At 68.2% G+C, this 23,260-nt stretch carries 23 protein-coding genes; 19 read left to right on the forward strand and 4 right to left on the reverse strand.

Features of this window, described 5'->3' with window-relative positions; genetic code table 11:
- Window positions 1-2 precede the first annotated feature (2 nt).
- Window positions 3-203 (reverse strand): hypothetical protein, encoded by a 201-nt coding sequence (locus tag D7Y04_RS14970; RefSeq protein ID WP_014397314.1) that lies wholly within the window; start codon window positions 201-203, stop codon window positions 3-5.
- A 107-nt stretch (window positions 204-310) separates the two neighbouring features.
- Window positions 311-1,105, reverse strand: coding sequence for a class I SAM-dependent methyltransferase (locus tag D7Y04_RS14975; protein ID WP_126932977.1), 795 nt, complete (start codon window positions 1,103-1,105; stop codon window positions 311-313).
- A 456-nt stretch (window positions 1,106-1,561) separates the two neighbouring features.
- Between D7Y04_RS14975 and D7Y04_RS14980 the strand changes: the two genes are divergently transcribed.
- Complete coding sequence (locus D7Y04_RS14980) at window positions 1,562-3,202, forward strand: bifunctional 3-(3-hydroxy-phenyl)propionate/3-hydroxycinnamic acid hydroxylase (RefSeq protein WP_121759764.1); 1,641 nt, start codon at window positions 1,562-1,564, stop codon at window positions 3,200-3,202.
- A gap of 6 nt (window positions 3,203-3,208) precedes the next feature.
- Here D7Y04_RS14980 and D7Y04_RS14985 read toward each other — a convergent pair whose 3' ends face one another.
- Window positions 3,209-3,952 carry a hypothetical protein gene (locus D7Y04_RS14985; RefSeq protein WP_120576703.1) on the reverse strand — a complete coding sequence of 248 codons (744 nt, stop codon included), beginning with the start codon at window positions 3,950-3,952 and terminating at the stop codon, window positions 3,209-3,211.
- 11 nt (window positions 3,953-3,963) lie between these two features.
- A complete protein-coding gene (locus tag D7Y04_RS14990; RefSeq protein WP_171807723.1) occupies window positions 3,964-6,111 on the reverse strand; it encodes a hypothetical protein in 2,148 nt (715 codons plus the stop codon).
- A 402-nt stretch (window positions 6,112-6,513) separates the two neighbouring features.
- Between D7Y04_RS14990 and D7Y04_RS14995 the strand changes: the two genes are divergently transcribed.
- The 18 genes from D7Y04_RS14995 to rsmI all read left to right on the forward strand — a co-directional run bounded on the left by D7Y04_RS14995 (window position 6,514) and on the right by rsmI (window position 23,259).
- On the forward strand, window positions 6,514-7,065 hold the full coding sequence (locus tag D7Y04_RS14995) for a sensor histidine kinase (protein WP_120596353.1): 552 nt from the start codon (window positions 6,514-6,516) through the stop codon (window positions 7,063-7,065).
- A 181-nt stretch (window positions 7,066-7,246) separates the two neighbouring features.
- A complete protein-coding gene (gene icd, locus D7Y04_RS15000) occupies window positions 7,247-8,542 on the forward strand; it encodes an NADP-dependent isocitrate dehydrogenase (protein WP_120596352.1) in 1,296 nt (431 codons plus the stop codon).
- Window positions 8,543-8,572: 30 nt separating this feature from the next.
- The gene (mdh, locus tag D7Y04_RS15005; RefSeq protein WP_120576707.1) at window positions 8,573-9,514 is read left to right on the forward strand and encodes a malate dehydrogenase; all 942 of its coding nucleotides are present in this window, start codon (window positions 8,573-8,575) and stop codon (window positions 9,512-9,514) included.
- A gap of 229 nt (window positions 9,515-9,743) precedes the next feature.
- Window positions 9,744-11,621, forward strand: coding sequence for a succinate dehydrogenase flavoprotein subunit (gene sdhA / locus D7Y04_RS15010; RefSeq protein ID WP_120596361.1), 1,878 nt, complete (start codon window positions 9,744-9,746; stop codon window positions 11,619-11,621).
- A gap of 95 nt (window positions 11,622-11,716) precedes the next feature.
- Window positions 11,717-12,523 (forward strand): succinate dehydrogenase iron-sulfur subunit, encoded by an 807-nt coding sequence (gene sdhB, locus D7Y04_RS15015; protein WP_120576708.1) that lies wholly within the window; start codon window positions 11,717-11,719, stop codon window positions 12,521-12,523.
- Between the two features lie 262 nt (window positions 12,524-12,785).
- A complete protein-coding gene (gene sucC / locus D7Y04_RS15020; protein ID WP_120596351.1) occupies window positions 12,786-13,946 on the forward strand; it encodes an ADP-forming succinate--CoA ligase subunit beta in 1,161 nt (386 codons plus the stop codon).
- Window positions 13,947-13,978: 32 nt separating this feature from the next.
- Window positions 13,979-14,875 (forward strand): succinate--CoA ligase subunit alpha, encoded by an 897-nt coding sequence (gene sucD, locus D7Y04_RS15025; RefSeq protein WP_120576710.1) that lies wholly within the window; start codon window positions 13,979-13,981, stop codon window positions 14,873-14,875.
- Window positions 14,876-14,917: 42 nt separating this feature from the next.
- Window positions 14,918-15,343: a nucleoside-diphosphate kinase gene (gene ndk / locus D7Y04_RS15030; protein ID WP_120576711.1), complete on the forward strand. Its 426-nt coding sequence runs from the start codon at window positions 14,918-14,920 to the stop codon at window positions 15,341-15,343.
- Between the two features lie 150 nt (window positions 15,344-15,493).
- Complete coding sequence (locus tag D7Y04_RS15035) at window positions 15,494-16,309, forward strand: siderophore-interacting protein (protein ID WP_121759765.1); 816 nt, start codon at window positions 15,494-15,496, stop codon at window positions 16,307-16,309.
- An 88-nt stretch (window positions 16,310-16,397) separates the two neighbouring features.
- On the forward strand, window positions 16,398-17,528 hold the full coding sequence (gene rlmN, locus D7Y04_RS15040) for a 23S rRNA (adenine(2503)-C(2))-methyltransferase RlmN (RefSeq protein ID WP_120596349.1): 1,131 nt from the start codon (window positions 16,398-16,400) through the stop codon (window positions 17,526-17,528).
- Window positions 17,529-17,630: 102 nt separating this feature from the next.
- A complete protein-coding gene (gene rpsP / locus D7Y04_RS15045; protein WP_014397299.1) occupies window positions 17,631-17,891 on the forward strand; it encodes a 30S ribosomal protein S16 in 261 nt (86 codons plus the stop codon).
- Window positions 17,892-17,914: 23 nt separating this feature from the next.
- Window positions 17,915-18,199: a KH domain-containing protein gene (locus D7Y04_RS15050; protein ID WP_120576714.1), complete on the forward strand. Its 285-nt coding sequence runs from the start codon at window positions 17,915-17,917 to the stop codon at window positions 18,197-18,199.
- The gene (gene rimM, locus D7Y04_RS15055; RefSeq protein WP_121759766.1) at window positions 18,196-18,747 is read left to right on the forward strand and encodes a ribosome maturation factor RimM; all 552 of its coding nucleotides are present in this window, start codon (window positions 18,196-18,198) and stop codon (window positions 18,745-18,747) included. Before D7Y04_RS15050 ends, rimM begins: the two co-directional genes overlap by 4 nt.
- Window positions 18,744-19,481, forward strand: coding sequence for a tRNA (guanosine(37)-N1)-methyltransferase TrmD (gene trmD / locus D7Y04_RS15060; RefSeq protein WP_120596347.1), 738 nt, complete (start codon window positions 18,744-18,746; stop codon window positions 19,479-19,481). Before rimM ends, trmD begins: the two co-directional genes overlap by 4 nt.
- Before the next feature lie 119 nt (window positions 19,482-19,600).
- Window positions 19,601-19,999, forward strand: a complete 399-nt coding sequence (gene rplS, locus D7Y04_RS15065; RefSeq protein ID WP_120576717.1) for a 50S ribosomal protein L19 — start codon at window positions 19,601-19,603, stop codon at window positions 19,997-19,999.
- 101 nt (window positions 20,000-20,100) lie between these two features.
- The gene (locus D7Y04_RS45645; RefSeq protein WP_233601425.1) at window positions 20,101-22,011 is read left to right on the forward strand and encodes an ATP-binding protein; all 1,911 of its coding nucleotides are present in this window, start codon (window positions 20,101-20,103) and stop codon (window positions 22,009-22,011) included.
- 35 nt (window positions 22,012-22,046) lie between these two features.
- Entirely contained in the window at window positions 22,047-22,412 is a 366-nt protein-coding gene (locus D7Y04_RS15075) for a YraN family protein (RefSeq protein WP_121751667.1), read from the forward strand.
- 13 nt (window positions 22,413-22,425) lie between these two features.
- Window positions 22,426-23,259 carry a 16S rRNA (cytidine(1402)-2'-O)-methyltransferase gene (gene rsmI, locus D7Y04_RS15080; protein WP_121759767.1) on the forward strand — a complete coding sequence of 278 codons (834 nt, stop codon included), beginning with the start codon at window positions 22,426-22,428 and terminating at the stop codon, window positions 23,257-23,259.
- Window position 23,260 lies beyond the last annotated feature (1 nt).

Below are 23,260 nucleotides of genomic sequence, written 5' to 3' on the forward strand. Positions count from 1 at the left end.
TCTCAGCACTCCGACGCGGGGTGACCCCAGGGGTTGGTGCGCGGGTACTGGCGCAGCAGCGTGCACAGGCGGTGCGCGGCGAGCATCGTCGCGGACGGCCGCGGCGGCTCGGCGTGCATCGCCGTCTGGCCCAACCGGGCCGCCTGCAGTGCCAGCGCGTGCTGGACTTCGGGTGACCAACGCTTGAATTCGAGCCATTCCATGAGCCTGCTCCTCGTTGAAGGAGCGGTCATTGAACCCCCTTCAAACCTGGAAATCACGACGCCCCGCGTCGGCCCGGGGCGTCAGTGACCTCCTGCTGACAGGCCACTCAGGCCTTCGAGGGGGTGGCGGGTCGGCCAATGAGCATCATCAGGCCGAAGGGGTTCCCGGGGTTGGTGAGCCGGTCGATTTCCCAGATGTAGTCGTCGCTCAGGCCGTGGGTGAGCTCGCGCATCTCCTCCACGGAGTACGTGCGCAGACAGGACACCACGCCGTCGAACGCCGCCGCGATGGGGATGAGCGGCATGAGGTAGGTGAGGGCGAGCCTGTCCGCGCGAATGGGGCGGATGAACGGCGTCGTCAGCGGCACGTTGATCAGCGCCGCCGCCGTCATCGCGATGGCCGGCCCGCGCCGCTCCACCAGCTCCATGATGGCGATGCCCCGGCGCTGGGCCACGGCGTCCGCCAGCACCTTGCGCGCCATGTCCGGCGGCAGGTGGTGGAACGAATTGCACATGATGCGGAAGCCCTTGTACGTCGCGGGCACCGCGGTCGCGTCCACCGGCGTCGTCACGTAGTCGATGCGGCCGGGGTTCGCCGCCTTCGCCTTCTCGAACGCGGAGATCTCCGGGTACAGGTCCGTCAGGAGCGCCGTCGCCTGGTAGCCCTCCTGCGACTCCAGCATCTCCAGCAGCTTCGGCACCGGCCCCGCGCTGCCGGACGCCATGTCCAACAGCTGCGTCTCGCCCATCTCCGCCATCGCGCCCTTGAGCCGCTTCACGAACTCCGAATAGCGGTCATCCGACAGGCTCCACACGTACGCGAGGAAGTCCGTCACGCCCCGGCGCAGCACCTTCGGGAACCAGGGCTGATCCTCTAATTCAAAAAGTTGCAGTCTGGGCATAATCGCTGGGCGCTCCAAGGGGCTCAGTGGGGGAGACAACTCCCGCACTGTCCCGCAGTCCCGAGCGACGTACAAGGGGCGCCTTCCAGGGGCATCCGCACACATCTGGGGGCCGTGAAACACGGACAAAACCCAGAATCCCTGCCGCCTCCGTGAAACTTTGAAGCCTTTCAGGAAATCACTGCGCGAAAGGCAGACAGCGGACCGCGCGTGCTGATCAGCCCTGCAAGGTTTCTGGAGGGGTGCGTTTGATTAACAGGCGGTCAGAATGACGCAGACCGGGTGTTTCTGACTCGGGGGGGCAGGCAGCCAGGATCGCGTCGAAACAGCGTATCCAGAGTGGGGTTGCCGGAGTTTATAGGTATTATTACTTACGACACTTGCGACCGAGGGGGGCTTCGGTCGTCCGGTCGCTCGGTTCAAAACGGATCAGCTCGCACACAACGGGAGGGAGTAATGGCTCCGGAATCTGTTGATGTGATCGTCGTCGGAAGCGGCCCGGTAGGGGCCATGGCGGCGAACCTGCTCGGCCAGTACGGCTTGCGCACCGTGGTCATCGAGAAGGAGACCACCGCGCACACCCAGTCCCGCGCCATCAACGCGGACGACGAAGCGCAGCGCATCTTCCAGTCCGCCGGTCTCACGGGGGAACTGGGGCCGGGTTTCCACCCGTGCCTGAAGATGACCTACGTGGATGACGAGATGCGGATGCTCGCCGAGGTGGACTTCACCAAGGTGGAGCGCCCCAACGGTCACCCCATCGGCTCGCTCTTCAACCAGCCCCGCCTGGAGGCCTCGCTGCACCGGGGCATGGAGCGCTTCGCGCACGTCAGCATGTGGCGCGGCCATGAAGTCGAATCCTTCATGCAGGACGACGAAGGCGTGTCCGTGCGCGTGAAGGACAACGTCAATGGCCGCACCATGACGGTGCGCGCGCGCTACCTGCTCGCGTGCGACGGCGCCAAGAGCGGCATCCGCCGCCGGCTGGGCCTGAAGCTGGAGGGCACCACGGCGCTGGAGCACGCGCTGGCCGTCTCCGTGGAGACGCAGTCGTCCGCGCCGGACTTCACCTACTACCCCTGCGGCCCGGAGCGCGTGGGCATCGTGACGCGCACCGCGCACGACGAGATCCGCTTCGACACGCTGGTGAAGCCGGGGCAGGACCTGGAGTACGTGAAGACGCCCGAATACGTGCGCGGCATCATCGCGCCCTTCATCGACCCGGACACCGTGAAGGTGAAGAGCGTCAACCTCTACGCCTACCACAGCCGCATGGCGGAGAAGTGGCGCGTGGGCCGCGTGTTCCTGCTCGGCGACGCGGCGCACCTCATGCCTCCGTTCCTGGGGCAGGGCCTGTGCTCCGGTCTGCGCGACGCGGCGAACCTCACCTGGAAGCTGGCGCACGTGCTGGGCGGCGCCGCGGACGCGTCGCTCCTGGACACCTACGAGGTGGAGCGTCGGCCGCACGCCGCGGAGATGATGCGGATGTCGGACGCGCTGGGCTCGATGCTGGCGTCGGGCGGCCCGTTCATGGCCCGCGCGCGCAACGCCTTCATCAAGCTGCTGTACCACATGCCCGTCACCGGCCCGTTCATCCGCGAGTACAAGATGAAGCCGAACCTCTTCCACGCGGAGGGGTTCGTCTTCGGCGGCAAGCGCGGCAAGTCCAAGCAGGCGGCGGAAGGCGCCTACTTCCCGCAGCCGCGCGTGGAGCACGGCGAGGAAGGGGAGCGCCCGTTGGATGACGTCATCGGCCAGCGCTTCGCGGTGCTGACGCGGCCGGGTGCGCCCGCGGACGTCCAGCAGGCGGCCAAGGCGCTGGCGGAGGACATCGGCGGTGTGTGGCTGTCCGTGGCGCCGGCGGCGCGCTCCGGCGCGGGCCGCTCCGGCGAGGTGGTGGACCTGGAGGGCAAGCTGGGCGAGTGGTTCGCCCAGCACGGCGCGGACCTGGTCGTCCTGCGCCCGGACCGCTACGTCTACGCGGCCACGAACAGCGCGGGCGTCGCGCAGGTCCATGCTTCGCTGAAGCAGGCCGTCCGCGCGCTCACCCGCTGGGGCAACCGGGGTTCCCGGCGGGCGGCGCAGCTCGGGGCCTGAGGCTTCTCAGGCGGTGGCGGCCTGGAGGATCTGCCGGGCCTTCGCCATGCAGTCGCCGTAGAAGCGCAGGTAGATGTCCAGGGCACGGGCGCCCGTCTTCGCGATGGTCGCCGCGTGCTCGGGCTTCTGGCCCAGCAGCTTGTTGAGCATGACCTCGTTGAGCGCCGTGTGGCCCACGTCCAGCTCCACGTGCTCCTTGATGAACGACAGCGAGTTCATCACGTCCGGGCCCAGCACGGCCTTGCACTGCTCGATGAGGCGGGGCGCGAACACCACCGACAGGTTTTCGATCTCGTACTCGATGGCGACCTGGCCGCCCGGCATGGGGCCCGCGATGGTCTCCTCGTGGATCTGCCGGTACTCCTGCATGGCCGGGGTGGGGGCCTGCGCCATCAGGGCCTCCGCGTCCAGCTTGGGAAAGCGGCGCGCGTTCCAGCTGGCCACCAGGTTCTTCGTGTCCTCCACCATCATCAGGTGGTGACCGGCCTCGTGCTTGGCGTGGGTGATGAGCTTCTCGCCCACGTCCACCATTCCCGCCTTCACACACGCCTCACCGGCGCGGCGGATCCACCCGTCCACGGGCTCCGTCATGTAGACGCCCAGGGCACACAGCTGGATGAGGAAGGCCTCCAGCAGGGCGGGCTCCACGTTGGGGTCCAGCAGCGTCGTCACGTGGGGACCGGTCGCCAGCATGTGACGGACGTCGGTGACGTGGGGGAGGTACTGCTCTTCGACGAGGGGCTTGGTCATGGGGGGAATCCTCAACGGGAGTGGGCACCACGGCGCCCGATGGTGAGTTCGCTGATGTGCTCCAGGAAGTCCGGAACGAGCTTGGCGGAGATGATCCACAGGTAGGGATCCGGCCCGTCGTGCAGGCCGCACTCCTGCACGTAGTCACCGCCCTCGTCCTCGCGCAGATAGAGGAAGGAGGGGCGGTTGCGCGCGGCGTACCAGCGGCGCGCCGCGTCCAGGAGCGCCGAGTACGCGCGCGGTCCATCTCCCAGCAGGGAGAACAGGCGGGTGTTGTCCAGCAGGCGGAAGAGGTTCGCGCCCAGCTGGCCCAGCTCCACCACGGCGGCGGCGTGAGGGACGCCGTCGCGGCGGGCGACCAGGACGGTGCGCTCGCGCTCCATGCCGAAGCTCTTCCACTTCGCCGTGACGGGACCCATGTCCAGCCGGTCGCGGGTGAGGTCCAACGACTGCACGTAGCACTCGGGGAACTGCTGCGCGATGGTCGCCGCCAGCAGGCTCAGCTCGCTCGCGGTGGCGGGGCCCACCGTGTACGGGTGCACGCGGCCGGTCAGCTCGTTGCTGAAGGCCTTCATCTTCTGGATCTTCCGGGTGAAGGCCAGGGGCGAACCGGCCTCCATCTGGCGCTGCGCGTACTTCACGTGCGCCTTGTTGATCCACGGGTTGAGGGCCTCCACGTAGGCCACCACCCAGTGGAAGTCCGGGTCGCTCTGCGGGTGCTCGAAGGTGCGCAGGTAGAGGTCGCGCATGATGGCGCCCGCCTCCTTCAGCCCCTCCGGCGGCTTGCCGGGCCGCTTCGCCACCTGGTGGCCCAGCCACGCGTTGCGGTACGGCTTGGTGAAGGACAGCGTCGCTTCAATGCCGCGCTCGGACGGCCACACCGCGTTGCAGAACAGCTGCGGCACTTCCGCGGCGCGCTTCGCCAGCGACGCGAAGTTCTGCTTCAGCTCCTCGAACTCCGCGGGGGTGCTGCCACCCAGGCTGAAGAAGCCGGAGCGGTTGAACAGGTCCCACAGCTCATCCACCAGGCCCTCGCTGGTGCGCGTGGCCGGGGACATCGTCTGGGACACGAAGCGCACCCAGCGCGCCTCGTCGGAAGAGTAGGGCAGCACGCTCAGGCCGCACAGCACGGTGCCGTCCGCGCGCATGCCGCTGACGTAGCGGATCTCCCCGCGCACGCTCACCCGCTGACCGTCGCCCAGCTCCAGCTCGATGAGGGGCGGCAGCAGGCCGGGGAAGAGCAGGTCCTGCGGCTGGCAGCGCATGCACAGGCCGGAGAAGGACAGGTCTAGCACCTCGCGGCGCATCAGCCCCTGCTCCCGCCAGAGCGGGTGGTGGAACCGGGCGTGCACGCCCTCGGGGGCGGCGACGCGGCGGTGCCAGCGGTGGCGGATGCGGAACAGCTGCTCGGGCAGGGGGGTGAAGAGGCGGTCACCCTCGGTGCGGCCCGTCTCCACGCGCAGGCGGTACGCGGAGTTGTAGCCGATGACGTCGATGTCGTACGCCGGCTCGCCGAAGTCCGGGGTGGACTCCTCCGTGCGCCACTCCAGCTGACCGGAAGAAGAGTGGAAGCGCTCCAGCACCATGCGCACCACCCGGCCCTGGCGGCGCAGCACGCCCTTGTTCCCGGACGCGCAGATGGCGGTGAAGATGGAGCGGATCCGCTCCCCGTCCGTGATGATGTCCTGCACGGGCAGCGCGGAGGCCGCCGGCACCGCCACGCCCTGGCGAAGCGCGTCCGACAGGAAGCCCAGGATCTGACGCCCCTGCTCCAGCGTCACGCCCACCAGCTGCAGCCCCACCGGCGCGTTCGGGGCGTCCATGTCCGTCCGGATGAAGGCGCCGTTGAGCGGACCAATCGTGGCGCCGTTGCACGCCAGGTACACCGGGAAGGTGCGCGACTCGGTCGCTTCCGCCAGCGGCTGCCGCGGGGCCACCCACACCACCGTCGGAGACAGCCGCGTCACCTCACCCAGCACCGCGTCCGGCCGGCCCACCGCGCAGGTGATGGCCGTGGGGCCGCTGCCGTGCAGCGAGTAGCCCGAGTCATCCAGGGCGGCTTCAGCGGGGGGCAGGGGAATCACGTTGCGCAGCGCGTCGCCACTGCCGAATTCGATCGCATGCCGGAACTTCGAGGATGCCGGGATCCCTCCATCCATCGTCAGGACTCCCCTCTTGCGGGCAGCGCTACCGTTCGTGGTCGGCGATGTTGCGAGCACAACACTTCCTCCCTGATTCACTGGAGACGCTGACGGCTCTGGATTCTGGGAAGACATATTGAAGGTCTCGGCCGTAACAGTCAAATCGAATTTATATGCCTGGGCTGTTTTTTCGTCCCCGCCACTGACTCACCCTGGGTCACAGTTGACCGTCTATATACGGGTTTTCCGAGGAGCAATCAGGACCCAGCGTGCGCATCCATATCAGCAAGATGGCGCAGGGCTGTAACCCTCCTTCACGTGAATAAGCGGTGGCAGGCCGGGGCTGACGGGCAATGGACCCTGTCAGGGGGGGCCGTTATGGTCGGTACTTCTGGGACTGGCTGGGGATGGGAGCCGCGAATGAGCGCAGCGCTGGATGTGAAGGGATCGCCGGGGGACGCGGGAGCCTCCTTCGGTGGCCAGGGGCTCGAGTCCGTGGACCTTCCAGACGTGTTCCAGGTGGACGTGGCGGTGTGCGTGCGTGACGCGCTGGGGCTGCTCGGCGCGACGCGGCGACTGCGCGGCATGGAGGTGGCGCTGGAGCTCCCCGAGGATCCGGTGATCGTCCGGGTCAGCCGGCGCCGCCTGGAGCAGGTGCTCCTGTTGCTCGTCGCCCACGCGGCGGATGTGGCCCCTCAGGAGGCGCCCTCCGTGCGGGTGGTGGTGGATCCGCCGGACGACTTCGGGGACGTGGGGCCCCGCTTCCAGGTGGTGATGCCGGGCGTGAGCCTCTCTGAGCGGGAGACGCGCTCGGTGGTGCTGTCGCCGCTGCGCGTGGGCAGCACCCAGCGGCGGCTCGCCCGCGCGCGGGAGCTGGTGGACGCCATGGGCGGCGAGCTCGCGGTGGAGCGCCTGGAGGAGGGGACGGCCGTGAGCGTCGTCCTGCCGGCTCCCGGGCTCGCAAGCTTCTAGGGCGCGCCCGAATTCCGGAATAACGATCCTGCTTTCCGGACCATTGGCTGCGATAAGCGCGGCACGCCCCGGGTGCGTCCAACCCGGGGGGACGTGCGGCCAAACTCCTTGACGACCGGGGGCGGGTTCCCGACTATCCGCCGCCTCTCAATACCCCGGTCTCAATCAGGAGTTTGCGTTCATGGCGCCTCCCTCTGGCGAGAAGATCACCCTGCAGAACGGCAAGCTGACCGTTCCGAACAACCCGATCATCCCCTTCATCGAGGGCGACGGCACCGGCCGCGACATCTGGAAGGCCTCGCAGGCCGTGTTCGACGCGGCGGTGGAGAAGGCGTACGGCGGCAAGAAGAAGATCTCCTGGTACGAGGTGCTGGCCGGCGAGAAGTCCTTCAAGCAGGTGAACAACTGGCTGCCGGACGAGACGGTCGCCGCGTTCCGCGAGTACCTGGTGGGCATCAAGGGCCCGCTGACGACGCCGGTGGGCGGTGGCATCCGCTCCCTGAACGTGGCGCTGCGCCAGATGCTGGACCTGTACGTCTGCCTGCGTCCCGTGCGCTACTTCAAGGGCGTGCCCAGCCCGGTGAAGCAGCCGGACAAGGTGGACATGGTCATCTTCCGTGAGAACACGGAAGACATCTACGCGGGCATCGAGTTCGAGGCCGGCACCGCGCAGGCGGAGAAGTTCCTGGGCTGGCTGAAGCAGGAGTTCCCCAAGGAGGCGGGCAAGATCCGCTTCCCGGCGAACGTGGGCATCGGCATCAAGCCCGTGTCGCAGGAAGGCACGGAGCGCCTGGTGCGCGCGGCCATCCAGTACGCGGTGGACCTCAAGCGCAAGAGCGTCACGCTGGTCCACAAGGGCAACATCATGAAGTTCACCGAGGGCGCGTTCCGCAAGTGGGGCTACGACCTCGCGGCGCGTGAGTTCGGTGACAAGGTCTACACCTGGGACCAGTGGGAGGCCACCAAGGCCGCCAAGGGCGAGGAGGCCGCCAACGCCGAGCAGAAGGCCGCGGTGTCCGCCGGGAAGATCATCATCAAGGACTCCATCGCGGACATCACCCTGCAGCAGGTGCTGACCCGTCCGGACGAGTTCGACGTCATCGCCACGCTGAACCTCAACGGCGACTACCTGTCGGACGCGCTCGCGGCGCAGGTGGGCGGCATCGGCATCGCGCCGGGCGGCAACATCAACTACGTCTCCGGCCACGCCGTCTTCGAGGCCACCCACGGCACCGCGCCGAAGTACGCGGACCTGGACAAGGTGAACCCGGGCTCCGTCATCCTCTCTGGCGAGATGATGCTCCGCCACATGGGCTGGCACGAGGCCGCGGACCTGATCATCAAGGGCATGGACAAGTCCATCGCCGCGCGCACCGTGACGTACGACTTCGCGCGCCTGATGAAGCTGGAGACGAAGGAGACCGTGTCCGAGGTGAAGTGCTCGGAGTTCGGTCAGGCCATCATCAAGCACATGTAGTCCCCACCCCCAAAGCAGGAGGGCGAAACCATGGCTCACAAGAAGAAGAAGATCGGCCTCATCGGTGGCGGTCAGATCGGCGGCAACCTGGCGCTGCTGGCGGTCCAGAAGAACCTTGGCGACGTGGTGCTCTACGACATCCCGGCGGCCGAGGGTCTGGTCAAGGGCAAGGCGCTGGACATCAACCAGCTCTCCGCGGTGGACGGCTACGACAGCCGCGTCACCGGCTCCACCGACTGGAAGGACGTCGCGGGCTCGGACGTGATCATCATCACGGCCGGCGTGCCCCGGAAGCCCGGCATGTCCCGTGAGGACCTGCTCGAGGTCAACCTGAAGATCATGAAGGACGTGGCGGGCAACATCAAGCAGCACGCCCCGGACGCCTTCGTCATCAACGTGGCCAACCCGCTGGACGCGATGGTGTTCGCGCTCCACAAGATCGCCGGCCTGAAGGACAACATGGTCGTGGGCATGGCGGGCGTGCTGGATACCAGCCGCTTCAAGTGCTTCGTGGCCGAGGCCCTGGGCTGCTCCATCCGTGACGTGGAGGCGCTCGTCCTCGGCGGCCACGGCGACGACATGGTTCCGCTCGTGCGTCACAGCACCGTGGGCGGCGTGCCCCTGACCCAGCTCATCGCCAAGGACAAGCTGGACGCCATCATCGACCGCACCCGCAAGGGCGGCGCGGAGCTGGTGGGCCTGTACAAGACGGGCAGCGCCTACTTCGCCCCTGCGTCCTCCTCCATCGCCATGGCGGAGAGCTTCCTCTTCGACCGCAAGCGCGTGCTGCCGGCCGCCGCCCTGCTCAAGGGCCAGTACGGCATCAGCGACTTCTTCTTCGGCGTCCCCGCGCAGATCGGCGCGAACGGCGTGGAGAAGATCATCGAGGTGGAGCTGAACGAGGCGGAGAAGGCCGAGCTGAGCAAGTCCTTCACCTCCGTCAAGGGCACCGTCGACCTCGTGAAGCTGTAGTCCCCGGTCGTCGGTCGGGCCCGCCGGAATGCTGCTGGCGGGCCCCGCCTGATGCCGTGAATGATCCGGGCTTATCCCCGGGCCCACCGTCCTTGCGGCGGTATTTTTCCAAGTTAACTAGCGTGTTGGACTCGCACCTGGCACGGGAGCGGGGCAGCGTCGCGAAGCAGGACTTCAGCGGCCCCCCGTGAAGGCACCCCCCCGGCTGCCGGTGGTCAAGGAGACGATGATGGCGGCAGCAGCGCGATTCACGGTGGTGGGCGGCGGTCTCGCCGGGCTGATGACGACGATCAAGCTGGCGGAGGCGGGTCACCAGGTGGACGTGCTCTCGCTCGTCCCCGTCAAGCGTTCCCACTCCGTCTGCGCCCAGGGCGGCATCAACGGCGCGGTGAATACCAAGGGTGAGGGCGACCACCCGGACATCCACGTGAAGGACACGCTGCGCGGCGGCGACTTCCTCGCGGAGCAGGTGTCCGTGAAGGGCATGTGCTACGCGGCGCCCGGCATCATCTACCTGCTGGATCGCATGGGCGTGACGTTCAACCGCACGCCGGAAGGCCTGCTGGACTTCCGCCGCTTCGGCGGCACCCTGCACAACCGCACCGCGTTCGCGGGCGCCACCACCGGCCAGCAGCTGCTCTACGCGCTGGACGAGCAGGTCCGCCGCTACGAGGCGGAGGGCAAGGTCACCAAGTACGAGTACTGGGAGTGGCTGGGCACGGTGAAGGACGAGTCCGGCCGCTGCATCGGCAGCGTGGCCATGGACCTGCGCACCATGGAGATCCGCACCTTCCCGGCGGAGGCGGTGTGCCTGGCCACGGGTGGCCCTGGCATCGTCTTCGGGCGCTCCACCAACTCCATCATCAACACCGGCACCGCCGCGGGCCGCGCGTACATGGAAGGCGCGCTGTACGCCAACGGCGAGTTCATCCAGGTGCACCCCACCTCCATCCCGGGCGAGGACAAGCTGCGCCTGATGAGCGAGTCCGTGCGCGGCGAGGGCGGCCGCGTCTGGGTGCCCCGGAAGAAGGGCGACACTCGCAACCCCCGGGACATCGCGGAGAGCGAGCGCTGGTACTTCCTGGAAGAGAAGTACCCCAAGTACAAGAACCTGGTGCCGCGCGACGTGGCGACGCGCGAGATCTTCATGGTCTGCCGCGACCTGGGCCTGGGCCTGGGCGGGCGCGACGGCGTGTACCTGGACGTGACGCACATCCCGGCCAAGACGCTCGATGCGAAGATCAAGGGCGTGATGGAGATCTACGAGAAGTTCGTCGGAGATGATCCGCGCCACACGCCCATGGTCATCTTCCCGGGCATGCACTACTCGATGGGCGGCCTGCACGTCTCCTTCGAGGCCGACTCGCGCACCCAGACGCCGCTGGATGGCAGCCCGGTGAACCAGAGCACGCGCATCCCCGGCCTGTACGCGGCCGGAGAGGCGGACTCCGCCTTCCACGGCGCGAACCGCCTGGGCGCCAACTCGCTGCTGTCCTGCATCTACTCAGGCATGATCGGCGGCCCGGCGATGGTGTCCTTCGCCAAGAACCAGGAGACCAGCGCCGCGGCGATGCCGGAGAAGTACTTCGCGGACGCGAAGAAGTACTGGCAGGACCGCTTCGCCACCATCAAGGCGATGAACGGGCAGGAGAACCCGTACCAGATCGCCAAGGAACTGGGCGAGGTGATGACGGAGAACTGCACCGTCGTCCGCTACAACGACCGCCTGAAGAAGACCATCGAGCGCGTCCGCGAGCTCAAGCAGCGCTGGAACAACGTCAACGTGCTGGACACGGGCGTCGTCGCCAACCGCGCGCTGTCGTACACCAACCAGGTGTGGAACATGCTGGAGCTGGGCGAGGTCATCGCCACCAGCGCGCTCCTGCGCGACGAGAGCCGCGGCGCCCACTACAAGCCGGACTTCTCCCTGCCGGAGCCCAAGGTGAAGGACCCGACCAAGGATCCGGAGTGGATGGACCTGTGGCGCAAGCGCCACGAGAAGTGGGCGAAGACGACCATCGCCACCTACGCCGCCCAGGGCCCGCAGATCTCCTACCAGGACCTGCCCACGCCCGTGCTGGACCCCGAGCCCCGCTGGTACGCGTAAGGCGTTCGTTTTCTTTCCGGGCCCGCGCGCGTCGTCATCCGGCGCACGCGGGCACCGCCACCTGATTTGGCAGTGAAGGGAAGGGCAGCCGCACCATGGACACCGCACAGGCCAGCGCCGTCAGCTCGAAGACCATCGCCTTCCGCATCTGGCGGCAGGATGACCCGAACAAGCCCGGGCACTTCGAAGAGTTCAAGGTTCCCTATGCGAAGGGCGCCAACGTCATCTCCTGCCTGATGGAGATCCAGCGCAACCCCGTCACCGCGGAGGGCAAGAAGGTGGCCCCCGTGGTGTGGGACTCCGCGTGCCTCGAAGAGGTGTGCGGCAGCTGCGCCATGAACATCAACGGCCGGGTGCGCATGGCGTGCTCCGCCCTGGTGGACAAGCTCCAGCAGCCCATCACCCTGGAGCCGATGAAGAAGTTCCCGGTGGTGCGCGACCTCACCGTGGACCGCGACCGCATGTTCGAGTCGCTCAAGCGCGTGAAGGGGTGGATCCCCGTCGACGGCACGTACAACCTGGGCCCCGGCCCGCGCCAGTCGCAGAAGGACCACTCCGTGATGTACGTGCTGTCCACGTGCATCACCTGCGGCAGCTGCCTGGAGGCGTGCCCCCAGGTGACGCTGGACAACGACTTCATCGGCGCCGCGCCCATCAGCCAGGCCCGCCTGTTCAACATGCACCCCACGGGCAAGCTGAACGCGGAGGAGCGCACGCGCGCCCTCATGGGCCCCGGCGGCATCCAGGACTGCGGCAAGGCGCAGAACTGCGTGAAGGTCTGCCCGAAGGAGATCCCCCTCACCACCTCCATCGCGGTGATGAACCGCGAGGTGAGCAAGCTGATCATCAAGGACATCTTCTTCAAGGAAGAGGAGCAGAAGGCCTCCGCCGGTCCGGGCTAACCCTCCCGGACGCTGACCTGGCTTCCTCTCGGCCCCGTGCCTGCGCCTCCTGTCACGGGGGCGCCGGGCGGGGCCGTTTGCGTGAAGGCCGCCTCATTCGCCCGGACACCGGGTGTTATCCCTGGAGGCACACGCCTGTGTCCCGTCGCGACGCTGGAGGCCAAACGGCCTTGCCATCCGTCGTTTTCTGCGCAATGAGGGCCCGCGTTGACGCCCCGTGTAGGGGTTGTCCTCGTCTCCCCTCGTCCCACCCGGAGATTCGATGAAGATCCACGAGTACCAGGGCAAGGAACTCTTCCGGAAGTATGGCGTGCCCACGCCGCGCGGCATCCTCGCGCTCTCTCCCGATGAGGCCGAGGCCGCGGCGAAGGAACTCGCCACGCCCGTCGTCGTCGTGAAGGCGCAGATCCACGCGGGCGGCCGCGGCAAGGGCGGCGGCGTGAAGCTGGCCAAGAGCCCCGCGGAGGCCAAGGCGCTCACCCAGCAGATCCTGGGCATGATGCTCAAGACCATCCAGACCGGCCCGGAAGGGCAGAAGGTCCACAAGGTCTACATCGAGGAAGGTCTCGACATCGGGCAGGAGCTGTACCTGGGCGTGACGCTCGACCGCGCCACCAGCCGCGTCACCTTCATGGCGTCCACCGAGGGCGGCGTGGAGATTGAAGAAGTGGCGGAGAAGCACCCGGAGAAGATCCTCCGCGCTGTCGTGGACCCCACGGTGGGCTTCGCCGACTTCCAGGGCCGCGAGCTGGCCTTCGGGCTGGGCCTGTCGGGCCCCACGGTGAACAAGTTCGTCCAGTTCTGCACCGCGCTCTACAAGATGTACGTGGAGACGGACGCGTCCCTCGTGGAGATCAACCCGCTGGTCATCCGCAAGAGCGGCGGCGTGGTGGCGCTCGACGCGAAGGTGACCTTCGACGAGAACGCGCTCTACCGGCACAAGGAGCTGCTGGAGTACCGCGACCTGGCGGAGGAGGAGCCCCGCGAGACGCAGGCCAAGGAGCACGACCTGGCCTACATCGCGCTGGACGGCAACATCGGCTGCATGGTGAACGGCGCGGGTCTGGCCATGGCCACCATGGACACCATCAAGCTGGTGGGCGGCGCTCCGGCCAACTTCCTGGACGTGGGCGGCGGCGCGAGCAAGGAGAAGGTGACGGCGGCCTTCAAGCTCATCCTCGCGGATCCGCAGGTCAAGGCGGTGCTCGTCAACATCTTCGGCGGCATCATGAAGTGTGACGTCATCGCGGACGGCATCATCGCGGCGGCGAAGGAAGTGCAGCTGAAGATCCCGCTCGTCGTGCGCCTGGAAGGCACCAACGTGGAGCAGGGCAAGGAACTGCTCCGCAACTCGGGCCTCGCCATCACCCCCGCGGACAACCTGCGCCAGGCGGCCGAGAAGGCCGTGGCGGCCATCAAGTAGGGCCTTCGCCCCCTCTTTCCTGAAAGAACGCCATGAGCATCCTCGTCAACGAGAACACGAAGGTCCTCGTCCAGGGCATCACCGGCTCGGCGGGCTCGTTCCACGCCAAGCAGATGCTGGAGTACGGGACGAAGATTGTGGGCGGTGTCACGCCGGGCAAGGGCGGCACCTCCTTCGAGGGCAAGGTCCCCGTGTTCAACACGGTGGCCGACGCGGTGAAGCAGGCGGGCGCGAACACGTCCGTCATCTTCGTGCCGCCGCCCTTCGCCGCTGACTCCATCATGGAGGCCGCGGACGCCGGCATCTCCCTCATCATCACCATCACCGAGGGCATCCCGGTCAACGACATGGTGCGCGCCAAGCGCTACCTGCAGGGCAAGCCGGGCGTGCGCCTCATCGGGCCGAACTGCCCGGGCGTCATCACCCCCGGCGCCAAGTGCAAGATCGGCATCATGCCGGGCCACATCCACAAGCCGGGCCGCATCGGCGTGGTGTCCCGCTCCGGCACGCTGACCTACGAGGCCGTGCACCAGCTGACGCAGCTGGGCCTGGGCCAGTCCACCGCGGTGGGCATTGGCGGCGACCCCGTCAACGGCACCAACTTCGTGGACGTGCTGAAGCTCTTCCAGGCCGACCCTGAGACGGACGCCGTCATCATGATCGGTGAGATCGGCGGCAGCGCCGAGGAAGAGGGCGCCGAGTACGTCAAGCGCGAGTTCACCAAGCCCATCGCCGGCTTCATCGCCGGTCAGTCCGCGCCCCCGGGCAAGCGCATGGGCCACGCGGGCGCCATCATCTCCGGCGGCAAGGGCACGGCCGGGGAGAAGATCAAGGCGATGGAGGCCGCGGGCATCCTGATGGCCGCCAGCCCCGCCGAGCTGGGCACCACGCTGCAGGAGGCCGTCAAGCGCGGCCCCCCGAAGCGCTAAGCCGAACCTTTCACACGACACACACACGAGGAGCCAACGACCATGGCCATCGAGCGCACGCTGTCCATCATCAAGCCGGACGGGCTGAAGAACCACCACATCGGGGAGATCATCGCCCGGTTCGAGAAGGCGGGCCTGACGCCCGTCGGCATCCGTCTGCAGCAGCTGTCGCAGAAGGAAGCGGAAGGCTTCTACGCCGTCCACAGCGCCCGGGGTTTCTTCAAGGACCTGGTCTCGTTCATGACCTCCGGACCGGTGGTCGTGATGGCGCTGGAGGGTGAGAACGCCGTCCTGAAGAACCGCGACCTCATGGGCGCCACGGATCCGAAGAAGGCCGACAAGGGCACCATCCGCGCGGACTTCGCCCAGAGCATCGACGCGAACACGGTGCACGGTTCGGACAGCCTGGAGAACGCGAAGAACGAGATCGCGTACTTCTTCCGCGAGACCGAGCTCCAGAAGTACTGAGCAGCGTCCAGCCTGGTGACAGCGGCCCGGTGTCCACGCCCCACGAGGCGCGGACCCGGGCCGTCGTCTTTTCCGGGCGCCGTATCCGGTTGCCCTGCCGGGCGGTCCTTGCTACCGATAATGAAAATCACAATCGGCAAGGAAGCACGCATGAGCGGCGATTCAGAGCGCGTGGCCCGTCGTGGGCCGTTCCCGGTGAAGTTGCGGTTGCTGGAAGTCCTTCGCGTGACGCGGCTGTCGCCGCACATGGTGCGCGTGACGCTGGGCGGCCCGGAGCTGGAGGGCTTCACGTCCCCTGGCGCGGATGACCACGTGAAGTGCTTCTTCGCGAAGCCCGGCGTGAAGAAGCCGAACATGCCGGTGGTGGGGCCCCACGGCCTGTCCATGCCGGAGGGGCTCGAGAAGCCCGCCTCGCGCGACTACACGCCGCGCCGCTTCGACCCGAAGGCCGGGGAGCTGGACATCGACTTCGTGCTGCACGGCGAGGGCCCCGCGTCGCTGTGGGCGCAGCAGACGAAGCCCGGCGACTACATGGGCATTGGCGGTCCGCGCAGCACGCATGACGTGGCGGACGACTTCGACTGGTACCTGCTCGCGGGGGACCAGAGCGCGCTGCCGGCCATCGCGCGGCGCCTGGAAGAGCTGCCTGCGGGCAAGCGCGCGTTCGCCTTCATCGAGGTCGCGGACGCCGCGGAGGAGCAGCCCCTCGCCAGCAAGGCGGACGTGAAGGTCACCTGGCTGCACCGGGGCAACGCGGAGGCCGGTACGACGAAGCACCTGGAGGACGCGCTGCGCGCCTGGACGCAGCCCTCGGGGGACGGGTTCGTGTTCGTGGCGGGCGAGTCCACGTCGCTCAAGCCCATCCGGGAACACCTGGTGAACGAGCGCGGTCTGAACAAGAGCTGGATGCGGGTGACGGGCTACTGGAAGCGCGGCGTCGCCGAGCACCACGACTCGAAGGGGTAGGCAGGGAAGGGGGCGGGCACTCCTTTGACTTGCCGTGCCTTCTTGTGGGAAGCACGCCCCATTGCCCTCCGTTAGCCCCGACTGAACGATGTCCGAGCCTACCGCTACAGCCCTCCCTGTCACCGAGCCCCTGCCGATGTCGGCCCCCGCGAAGCTGGTCGACGTGGCCAGCCTGTCGCGCGAGAAGCTCGCGCTGTTCCTGAGCGAGCAGCTGGGCGAGCGCCCGTTCCGCGCGGCGCAGCTCTACCGCTGGCTGCATCAGCGCGGCGCCACCTCGTTCGAGGAGATGACGGACCTGTCCAAGGTCCTGCGCGAGAAGCTCAAGGTCAAGGCGGAGATCGTCCCGCTGGTGAAGGACCTGGAGCAGCGCAGCGTCGACGGCACCATCAAGTACCGCTTCAAGACGCGCGACGGGCGCTTCATCGAGTCCGTCTACATGCCGGCGGAGGACCGCAAGACGCTCTGCGTGTCCACGCAGGTGGGCTGCGCCATGGCCTGCACGTTCTGCATGACGGGCACGCTGGGCCTCAAGCGCAACCTTACGGCGGGGGAGATTGTCGCCCAGGTGCACGCGGTGAACCGCGAGGTGCGCCGCAACGAGGGCCTGGAGACGCTCCGTCCGCTCACGAACCTGGTGTTCATGGGCATGGGCGAGCCGCTCCACAACTTCGAGAACCTCAAGACGGCGCTCGCCATCCTCCAGTCGGAGGAGGGGCCCAACTTCAGCCACCGGCACATCACCGTCTCCACCGTGGGCCTGGTGCCCATGATTGAGCGCTTCGGCCAGGAGACGGACGTCAAGCTGGCCATCTCGCTCAACGCCAGCACGGACGAGCAGCGCAGCCAGACGATGCCGGTGAACCGCAAGTGGAACATCCAGGCGCTCCTGGATGCCTGCCGCAAGTTCCCCTTGCGCCAGGGCCGCCGCATCACCTTCGAGTACGTGCTGCTCAAAGGATTCAACGACACCGACGACGACGCGCACCGGCTGAAGGAGCTTCTGCGCGACATCCCGGCGAAGGTGAACCTGATCCCGTACAACGAGAACCCCGGCCTGGGGTTCCAGACGACGGGCGAGCAGCGGGCCGAGGAATTCCGGGCCATCCTTGCCGAGGCTCACGTCGCGGCATACATCCGGAAGAACCGGGGCCGGGACATCGCCGGGGCCTGTGGTCAGCTCGCCAATCGCGACGAGACGGCCGCGGAAGCCCCGACGTGACATAAGCACCCGAGCTTCCTTGACAATCCAGTCAGCAGGGCGCTAAGAGCGCGCCCTCCGCACTGTTACCGTAGAAGTCACACGATTTCGCTGGAGCGTTCCATGGCCGTTGTCCTCCGTCTTGCCCGCGCGGGCGCCAAGAAGATGCCGTACTACCACGTGGTTGCCACCGACTCGCGCAGCCCGCGTGACGGAAAGTTCCTGGAGCAGGTCGGTTCCTACGACCCCAACCACAGCCCCGCGAAGGTGCAGTTCAACGAGGAGCGGCTGAACTACTGGCTGAAGAGCGGCGCGCTGCCCTCCGAGACGGTCGCGGACCTGATCAAGACGGCGAAGAAGCAGGCTCCGGCGACCACCGCCTGAGCACGCCCCCGTCTGGACAAGACGTGGAGCCGCTGCTCACGTATCTGGCGAAGGCCCTGGTTGATCAACCTGACCAGGTCACCTTACGCATCTCCGAGGCGGATGGCGGCCGGCTCTATGAGCTGAAGGTCGCCCCCGAGGACGTCGGCAAGGTCATCGGTCGTGATGGGCGCACCGTGAACGCCCTCCGGACGCTGATCAACGCCGCCGCCCAGAAGCAGGGCCAGAAGGTCCGCCTGGAGATACTCGACGATCGCCGCGCTCCGGGTTCTCCCCCGGCGCCGCCCGCTCCGGACGCCGCGCAGTGAGCGCGCAGGACTGTCTGGAGTTGGGCTACGTGGCCCGTGCGCACGGGCTGCGCGGCGAGGTGGCGGTCAGAAGCTTCGACCCCGCCTCGGAGACGCTCGGCACCGTCGAGCGCGTCTGGTTGCGCCTGCGCTCCGGCGAGGAGCGCGAGTACGCCCTGGAGACCTTCCGTCCCGCCAACAAGGAGGATCTGGTGTTCTTCGAGGGCGTGGCGTCCCGCACGGCCGCCGAGGCATTGGTGGGCGCGAAGGTGTTCGTCTATCGCGAGGACCTGGAGCCGCCCGAGGAGGGCGAGTTCTTCCAGGGCGACCTCGTGGGGTTGAACGCCGTGGACGAGCAGGGCGCCTCCCTGGGCACGGTGGAGGAGGTCTGGGCCACCGGTGAAGTCCCCAACCTGGTGATCCGCGCGAAGGGTCGGCCGGAGCTGGTGGTGCCTTTCGCGGATGAGTTCGTGCCGACGGTGGACGTGCCGGCGGGGCGCATCGTGATCCGGCCTCCGGAGTATCTGGAGGCGGACGAGCCGCCGGAGGAGTCTGGAGACGGCGGGTGAGCTACCGCGTGGAGCTGCTCACGCTGTTCCCCGGGATGGTGTCCGGCTACCTGGGCGCGAGCATCCTCGGGAAGGCCCAGGAGAAGGGGCTGATCTCCGTCACGCTCACCGACGTGCGCGACTACGCCGAGGGCAAGCACCGCGTCACCGACGACGCCCCCTATGGCGGCGGCGCCGGCATGGTGATGAAGCCCGAGCCGCTGGTGGCCGCCATCGAAGCTGCTCGGGCGCGTCATCCCGGGGCGAAGGCGCTCTTGATGAGCCCTCGGGGGCCCACGTTCACGCAGGCCACGGCGCGGGAGCTGGCGCGGCACGAGGCCGGGCTGATCCTCGTCTGCGGCCGCTACGAAGGCGTGGACGAGCGGGTGATGCCCTTCCTGGACGGCGAACTGTCCCTGGGCGACTTCGTGCTCACGGGCGGGGAGGTCGCGGCCATGGCGGTGGTGGACGCGGTGGCGCGGCTGGTGCCGGGCGTCCTGGGCAACGAAGCATCCTCCGTGGCGGAGAGCTTCGAGGAGAACCTCCTGGAGCACCCGCACTACACCCGGCCGCCTGTCTTCCGGGGGGCCGAGGTGCCTGCCGCCCTCCAGTCCGGCGATCACGCACGCATTGCCCGCTGGCGCCGGTGGAAGGCCATCAAGCTCACGCAGGAGCGGCGGCCTGACCTGTTCGCGCGGCTGGTGTTCAGCAAAGCGGATCAGAAACTGCTCGCCAGGGAAGAAGAAGCGTTGTAACCCTCCGTGTTCTCGCGGAACCCTTCGTTGCAGGCTTGTTCGTCCCGGCGGTCTCTGCTAGGACGGCCCGCTCTTTTCCACGCGTCCTACGCGTCAAGTTCCGCTTTCTGGAGTCCGTTATGCGCCGCAGCCTCATCGAGCACGTCGAAAACAAGTTCCTGCGCAAGGACATCACCGCGTTCCGCACGGGTGATTCCGTTCGCGTCCACTGGAAGGTCAAGGAAGGCGAGAAGGAGCGCGTGCAGGCCTTCGAGGGCGTGGTCATCCGCAAGACCAAGGGCACGAACCGCGCGACCTTCACCGTGCGCAAGATGTCCTTCGGCGTCGGCGTGGAGCGCATCTTCCCCATCCACAGCCCGCGCTACGAGAAGATCGAAGTCCTCACCCGCGGCGACGTGAACCGCAAGCGCCTGTTCTACCTCCGCGACCTGAAGGGCAAGGCCTCGCGCGTGGACGTGCTGGTGGACCCGGAGAAGCTCGCCGCCAAGGCTGCCAAGTCCGCCGTCGCTCCGGGCTAGTAGGTCCGCAGAAACCCTCTCGCGGCCTTCGCGGCCGCGTGAGACAAGGAGCGTCCTTCACTGGACGCTCCTTTTTTCGTTCGGGCTAGACTGCGCGCGCCATGCACTTCGTCGAGGTCGCCATCCAGAACGTCCGCGGGTTCTCTCCCGCCGGGCGCTTCCCGCTGAAGAGCGGGTATCTGATCCTCAAGCCGCCCACGGCGGACGTGTTGCCGCTGGCGAACGTGGCGTTGTCGCTGCTGTTCGCGGATGGCCGCGGCGGGGACTCAAGCCTGGTGGGCTCGGCGGGACGCTCCGGCAAGGCCGCGCTGACGTTCGTGGGCCAGGACGGGATGACGTACCGGATATTGCGCGAGCTGGGAGGTTCCGGATCGCTGCACCGGCTCAACCCCGCCACCAGCCAGCCGGAGCTCGTGTCCACGGACGTGTCGGAGATCAACCAGTACCTGCGCGGCCAGGCGGGGCTGCCTCCGCGCACCACCTTCGAGCAGGTGTACTGCCTCCAGCTGGTGATGCTGCCGTCGCGTCGGCCTCGCAAGAGCGTGGCCAAGGCCGCCGCGGCCGCGGGTGCGAAGGCCTCCGGGGCCACGCCGTCGCTGGCGGCCGCCTCCCAGGTGGCGCCGGCGGAGGACGTCCCGGCCGCCGAGGCGAAGGTGAAGGTGCTGCAGAAGGAGCTCGTCACCGCGAAGGAGGTGGATCAGCTCCAGTTCAAGGTGGATGAGCTGGCATCGCTCATCTTCGAGGCGGACTCGAAGCTCAAGGGCGGCGAGGGCCTCAAGGAGGCCATCTCGCGCGCGGACGCCGCCTGGCGCGCGGCGCCTTCGCCGGAGTCGATGGGTCTGCCGCTGGACATCCTCTCGCGCGTGAAGCGCTACCCGAAGGCGGTGGCGCGGCGGGACGAGGCGCTGGCGCGGCTGGAAACGGACCGCGAGCCGGAGCAGGAGGATGTGTCGCTGAAGGTGCCGCCGCTCACCGAGAACCGCTTCTTCTGGGGCGGCCTGGGCGCGGGCGTGCTCTTCATGGGCCTGAGCGTGGGCCTGGGCATCTTCGCGGCGCAGCCCATGTGGCGCTACCTGGCGTTGATCAACATCCCCGCCTTCGGCACGGCCGCGTGGATGGCGCTGCGCTACGTGGACGACCTGCAGCACGCCACGCGCAAGGGCTCCAAGGACAACCGCAAGGACGCACGGCAGAAGAAGATCCTCGACGAGTTCGAGCTCGAGGATGCTCCGGTGCGCATGGCCATCAAGGCCCTGAACCTGGAGTCCCACACGGAGATCCCCGCCACGCTGGAGCAGAAGGATCTGCTCGGCATCCGGCTGGGAGAGCTGCAGACGCAGCTGGAGGAGTACGAGTCCTCCCCCGAGTTTCAGGCCGCCATACGCGACGGACAGGAGCTGCGCGCGCAGCAGGAGACGCTCAACGCGGAGCTGACCGCCAAGGGCACCTACGTGCGCGACCTGCGCGAGGTGGAGCGGGAGCTGTCGCGGCTGAAGGAGTCCATCGCGCTGGCGAAGGCGCCCCCGGTGCAGGTGGCCGCGGCCCCTGGCCAGACGCCGGTGCCGGTGGATCCGCTGGAGGACCCGTCCCCCCTGGTGCTGTCGCAGGCCGCGGACGTGCTCACGACCGACATCCTGTCGGTGCAGGCGCTCCTGAAGGACCGCTGCGTGCAGTACCTCACCGCGCTCACGGACCGGCGCTATCAGGGCGTGGAGTGGGACCGCGAGGGCAACGCCTTCCTGCTCACCCAGAACAGCCGCGTCCCGGTGGGAGAGCTGTCCCCGAAGGACATCGACCTCTACTACCTGGCGCTGCGCCTGACGGTGGTGGAGAAGACGTGCGCCCGGGTGAAGCGCCCCTTCCTCCTGGACGACGTGCTGACGGGCGTGGACGAGGCGAAGCTGCCCCTCGTCGCCCGCATGCTCAAGCACCTGGGCACGCTCACGCAGGTCCTGCACGTCACCGCCCACCCCGGCTTCGGCCAGATGTCGGACGGCACCGTTAACGTCTAGCCGCCGCCGGAAGCACGAGGGGCGGCGGGGGCGGCATGGGGACGCGGCGGGATGTGGGCGACGTGGCGGAGGCGGAGGGCGTGCGCCTGCTGGAGTCGCAGGGCTTCCGGGTGGTGGCGCGCAACTGGACGTGCCGCTACGGCGAGCTGGACATCGTGGCGGAGCAGGGGGAACTCGTGTGCTTCGTGGAGGTGCGCATGCGCTCCTCCGCGGCGTGGGGAGACCCGTCGCACACCGTGTCCTTCGCCAAGCAGCGCCGGGTGGTGAAGGCCGCGTTGCACTACCTCTTCCAGAACGGCATCGACGGGCGCATGGTGCGCTTCGACGTCATCTCCGTCGTGGGCCAGGGCGAGCACGCCCGGGTGGAGCACCTGCCCGCCGCCTTCGACGCTGGCATGTAAAGGAATCCGTCCCTTGGCTGGAACGCTCTACCTCGTGGCCACGCCCATCGGGAACCTGGGGGACGTCACCGCCCGGGCCCTGGAGACGCTGCGCACCGTCGGCCTCCTCGCGTGCGAGGACACCCGGCACTCGCGCATCCTGTTGGACCACTTTGGCATCACCGCGAAGGACCTGGTGAGCCTGCCCGCCTTCGCGGAGGGGCAGCGCGCCGGCCGCATCCTGGACCGCATCGAAGCGGGGGAGGACTGCGCGCTCGTCACCGACGCGGGAAGCCCCGGCATCAGTGACCCGGGCGAGAAGCTGGTGGCGGAGGCACTGGAGCGGGGCCTGAAGGTGGAGCCGGTGCCCGGCCCCACGGCGCTGGTGGCCGCCCTGAGCGCTTCGGGCCTGCCCACCGGGCGCTTCCACTTCCTGGGCTTCCTGCCGCGCAAGGGGCCGGAGCGCCGGGCCATGCTGGACGAGGTGGCCCCCTTGTCCGCCACCTGTGTCCTCTACGAGTCCCCTCGCCGCCTGGCGGAGACGCTGGTGGACCTGCACGAGGCCTGGGGCGACCGGCGCGCGTGCGTGGCGCGCGAGCTGACCAAGCTGCACGAGGAGTTCGTCCGGGGGCCGCTGTCCGAGCTCGTGGCGCGCTACGCGGGCGAGGAGACCCGGGGCGAGGTGGTGGTGCTGGTGGAGGGCCGCACCGGCGAGCAGCGCTGGAGCGAGGACGAGCTGCGCCGGGCGCTGGAGGCGGGACTGGCTCGCGGCGAGAAGCTCAAGCCGCTGAGCACGGAGCTGGCCCGCCGCGCGGGGTGGCCCGGCCAGGAGGTGTACCGGCTGGGCCTGGGGCTGAAGCAGCGGTAGG

Source organism: Corallococcus sp. AB038B (genome assembly GCF_003668955.1).
GTDB lineage: Bacteria > Myxococcota > Myxococcia > Myxococcales > Myxococcaceae > Corallococcus > Corallococcus exiguus.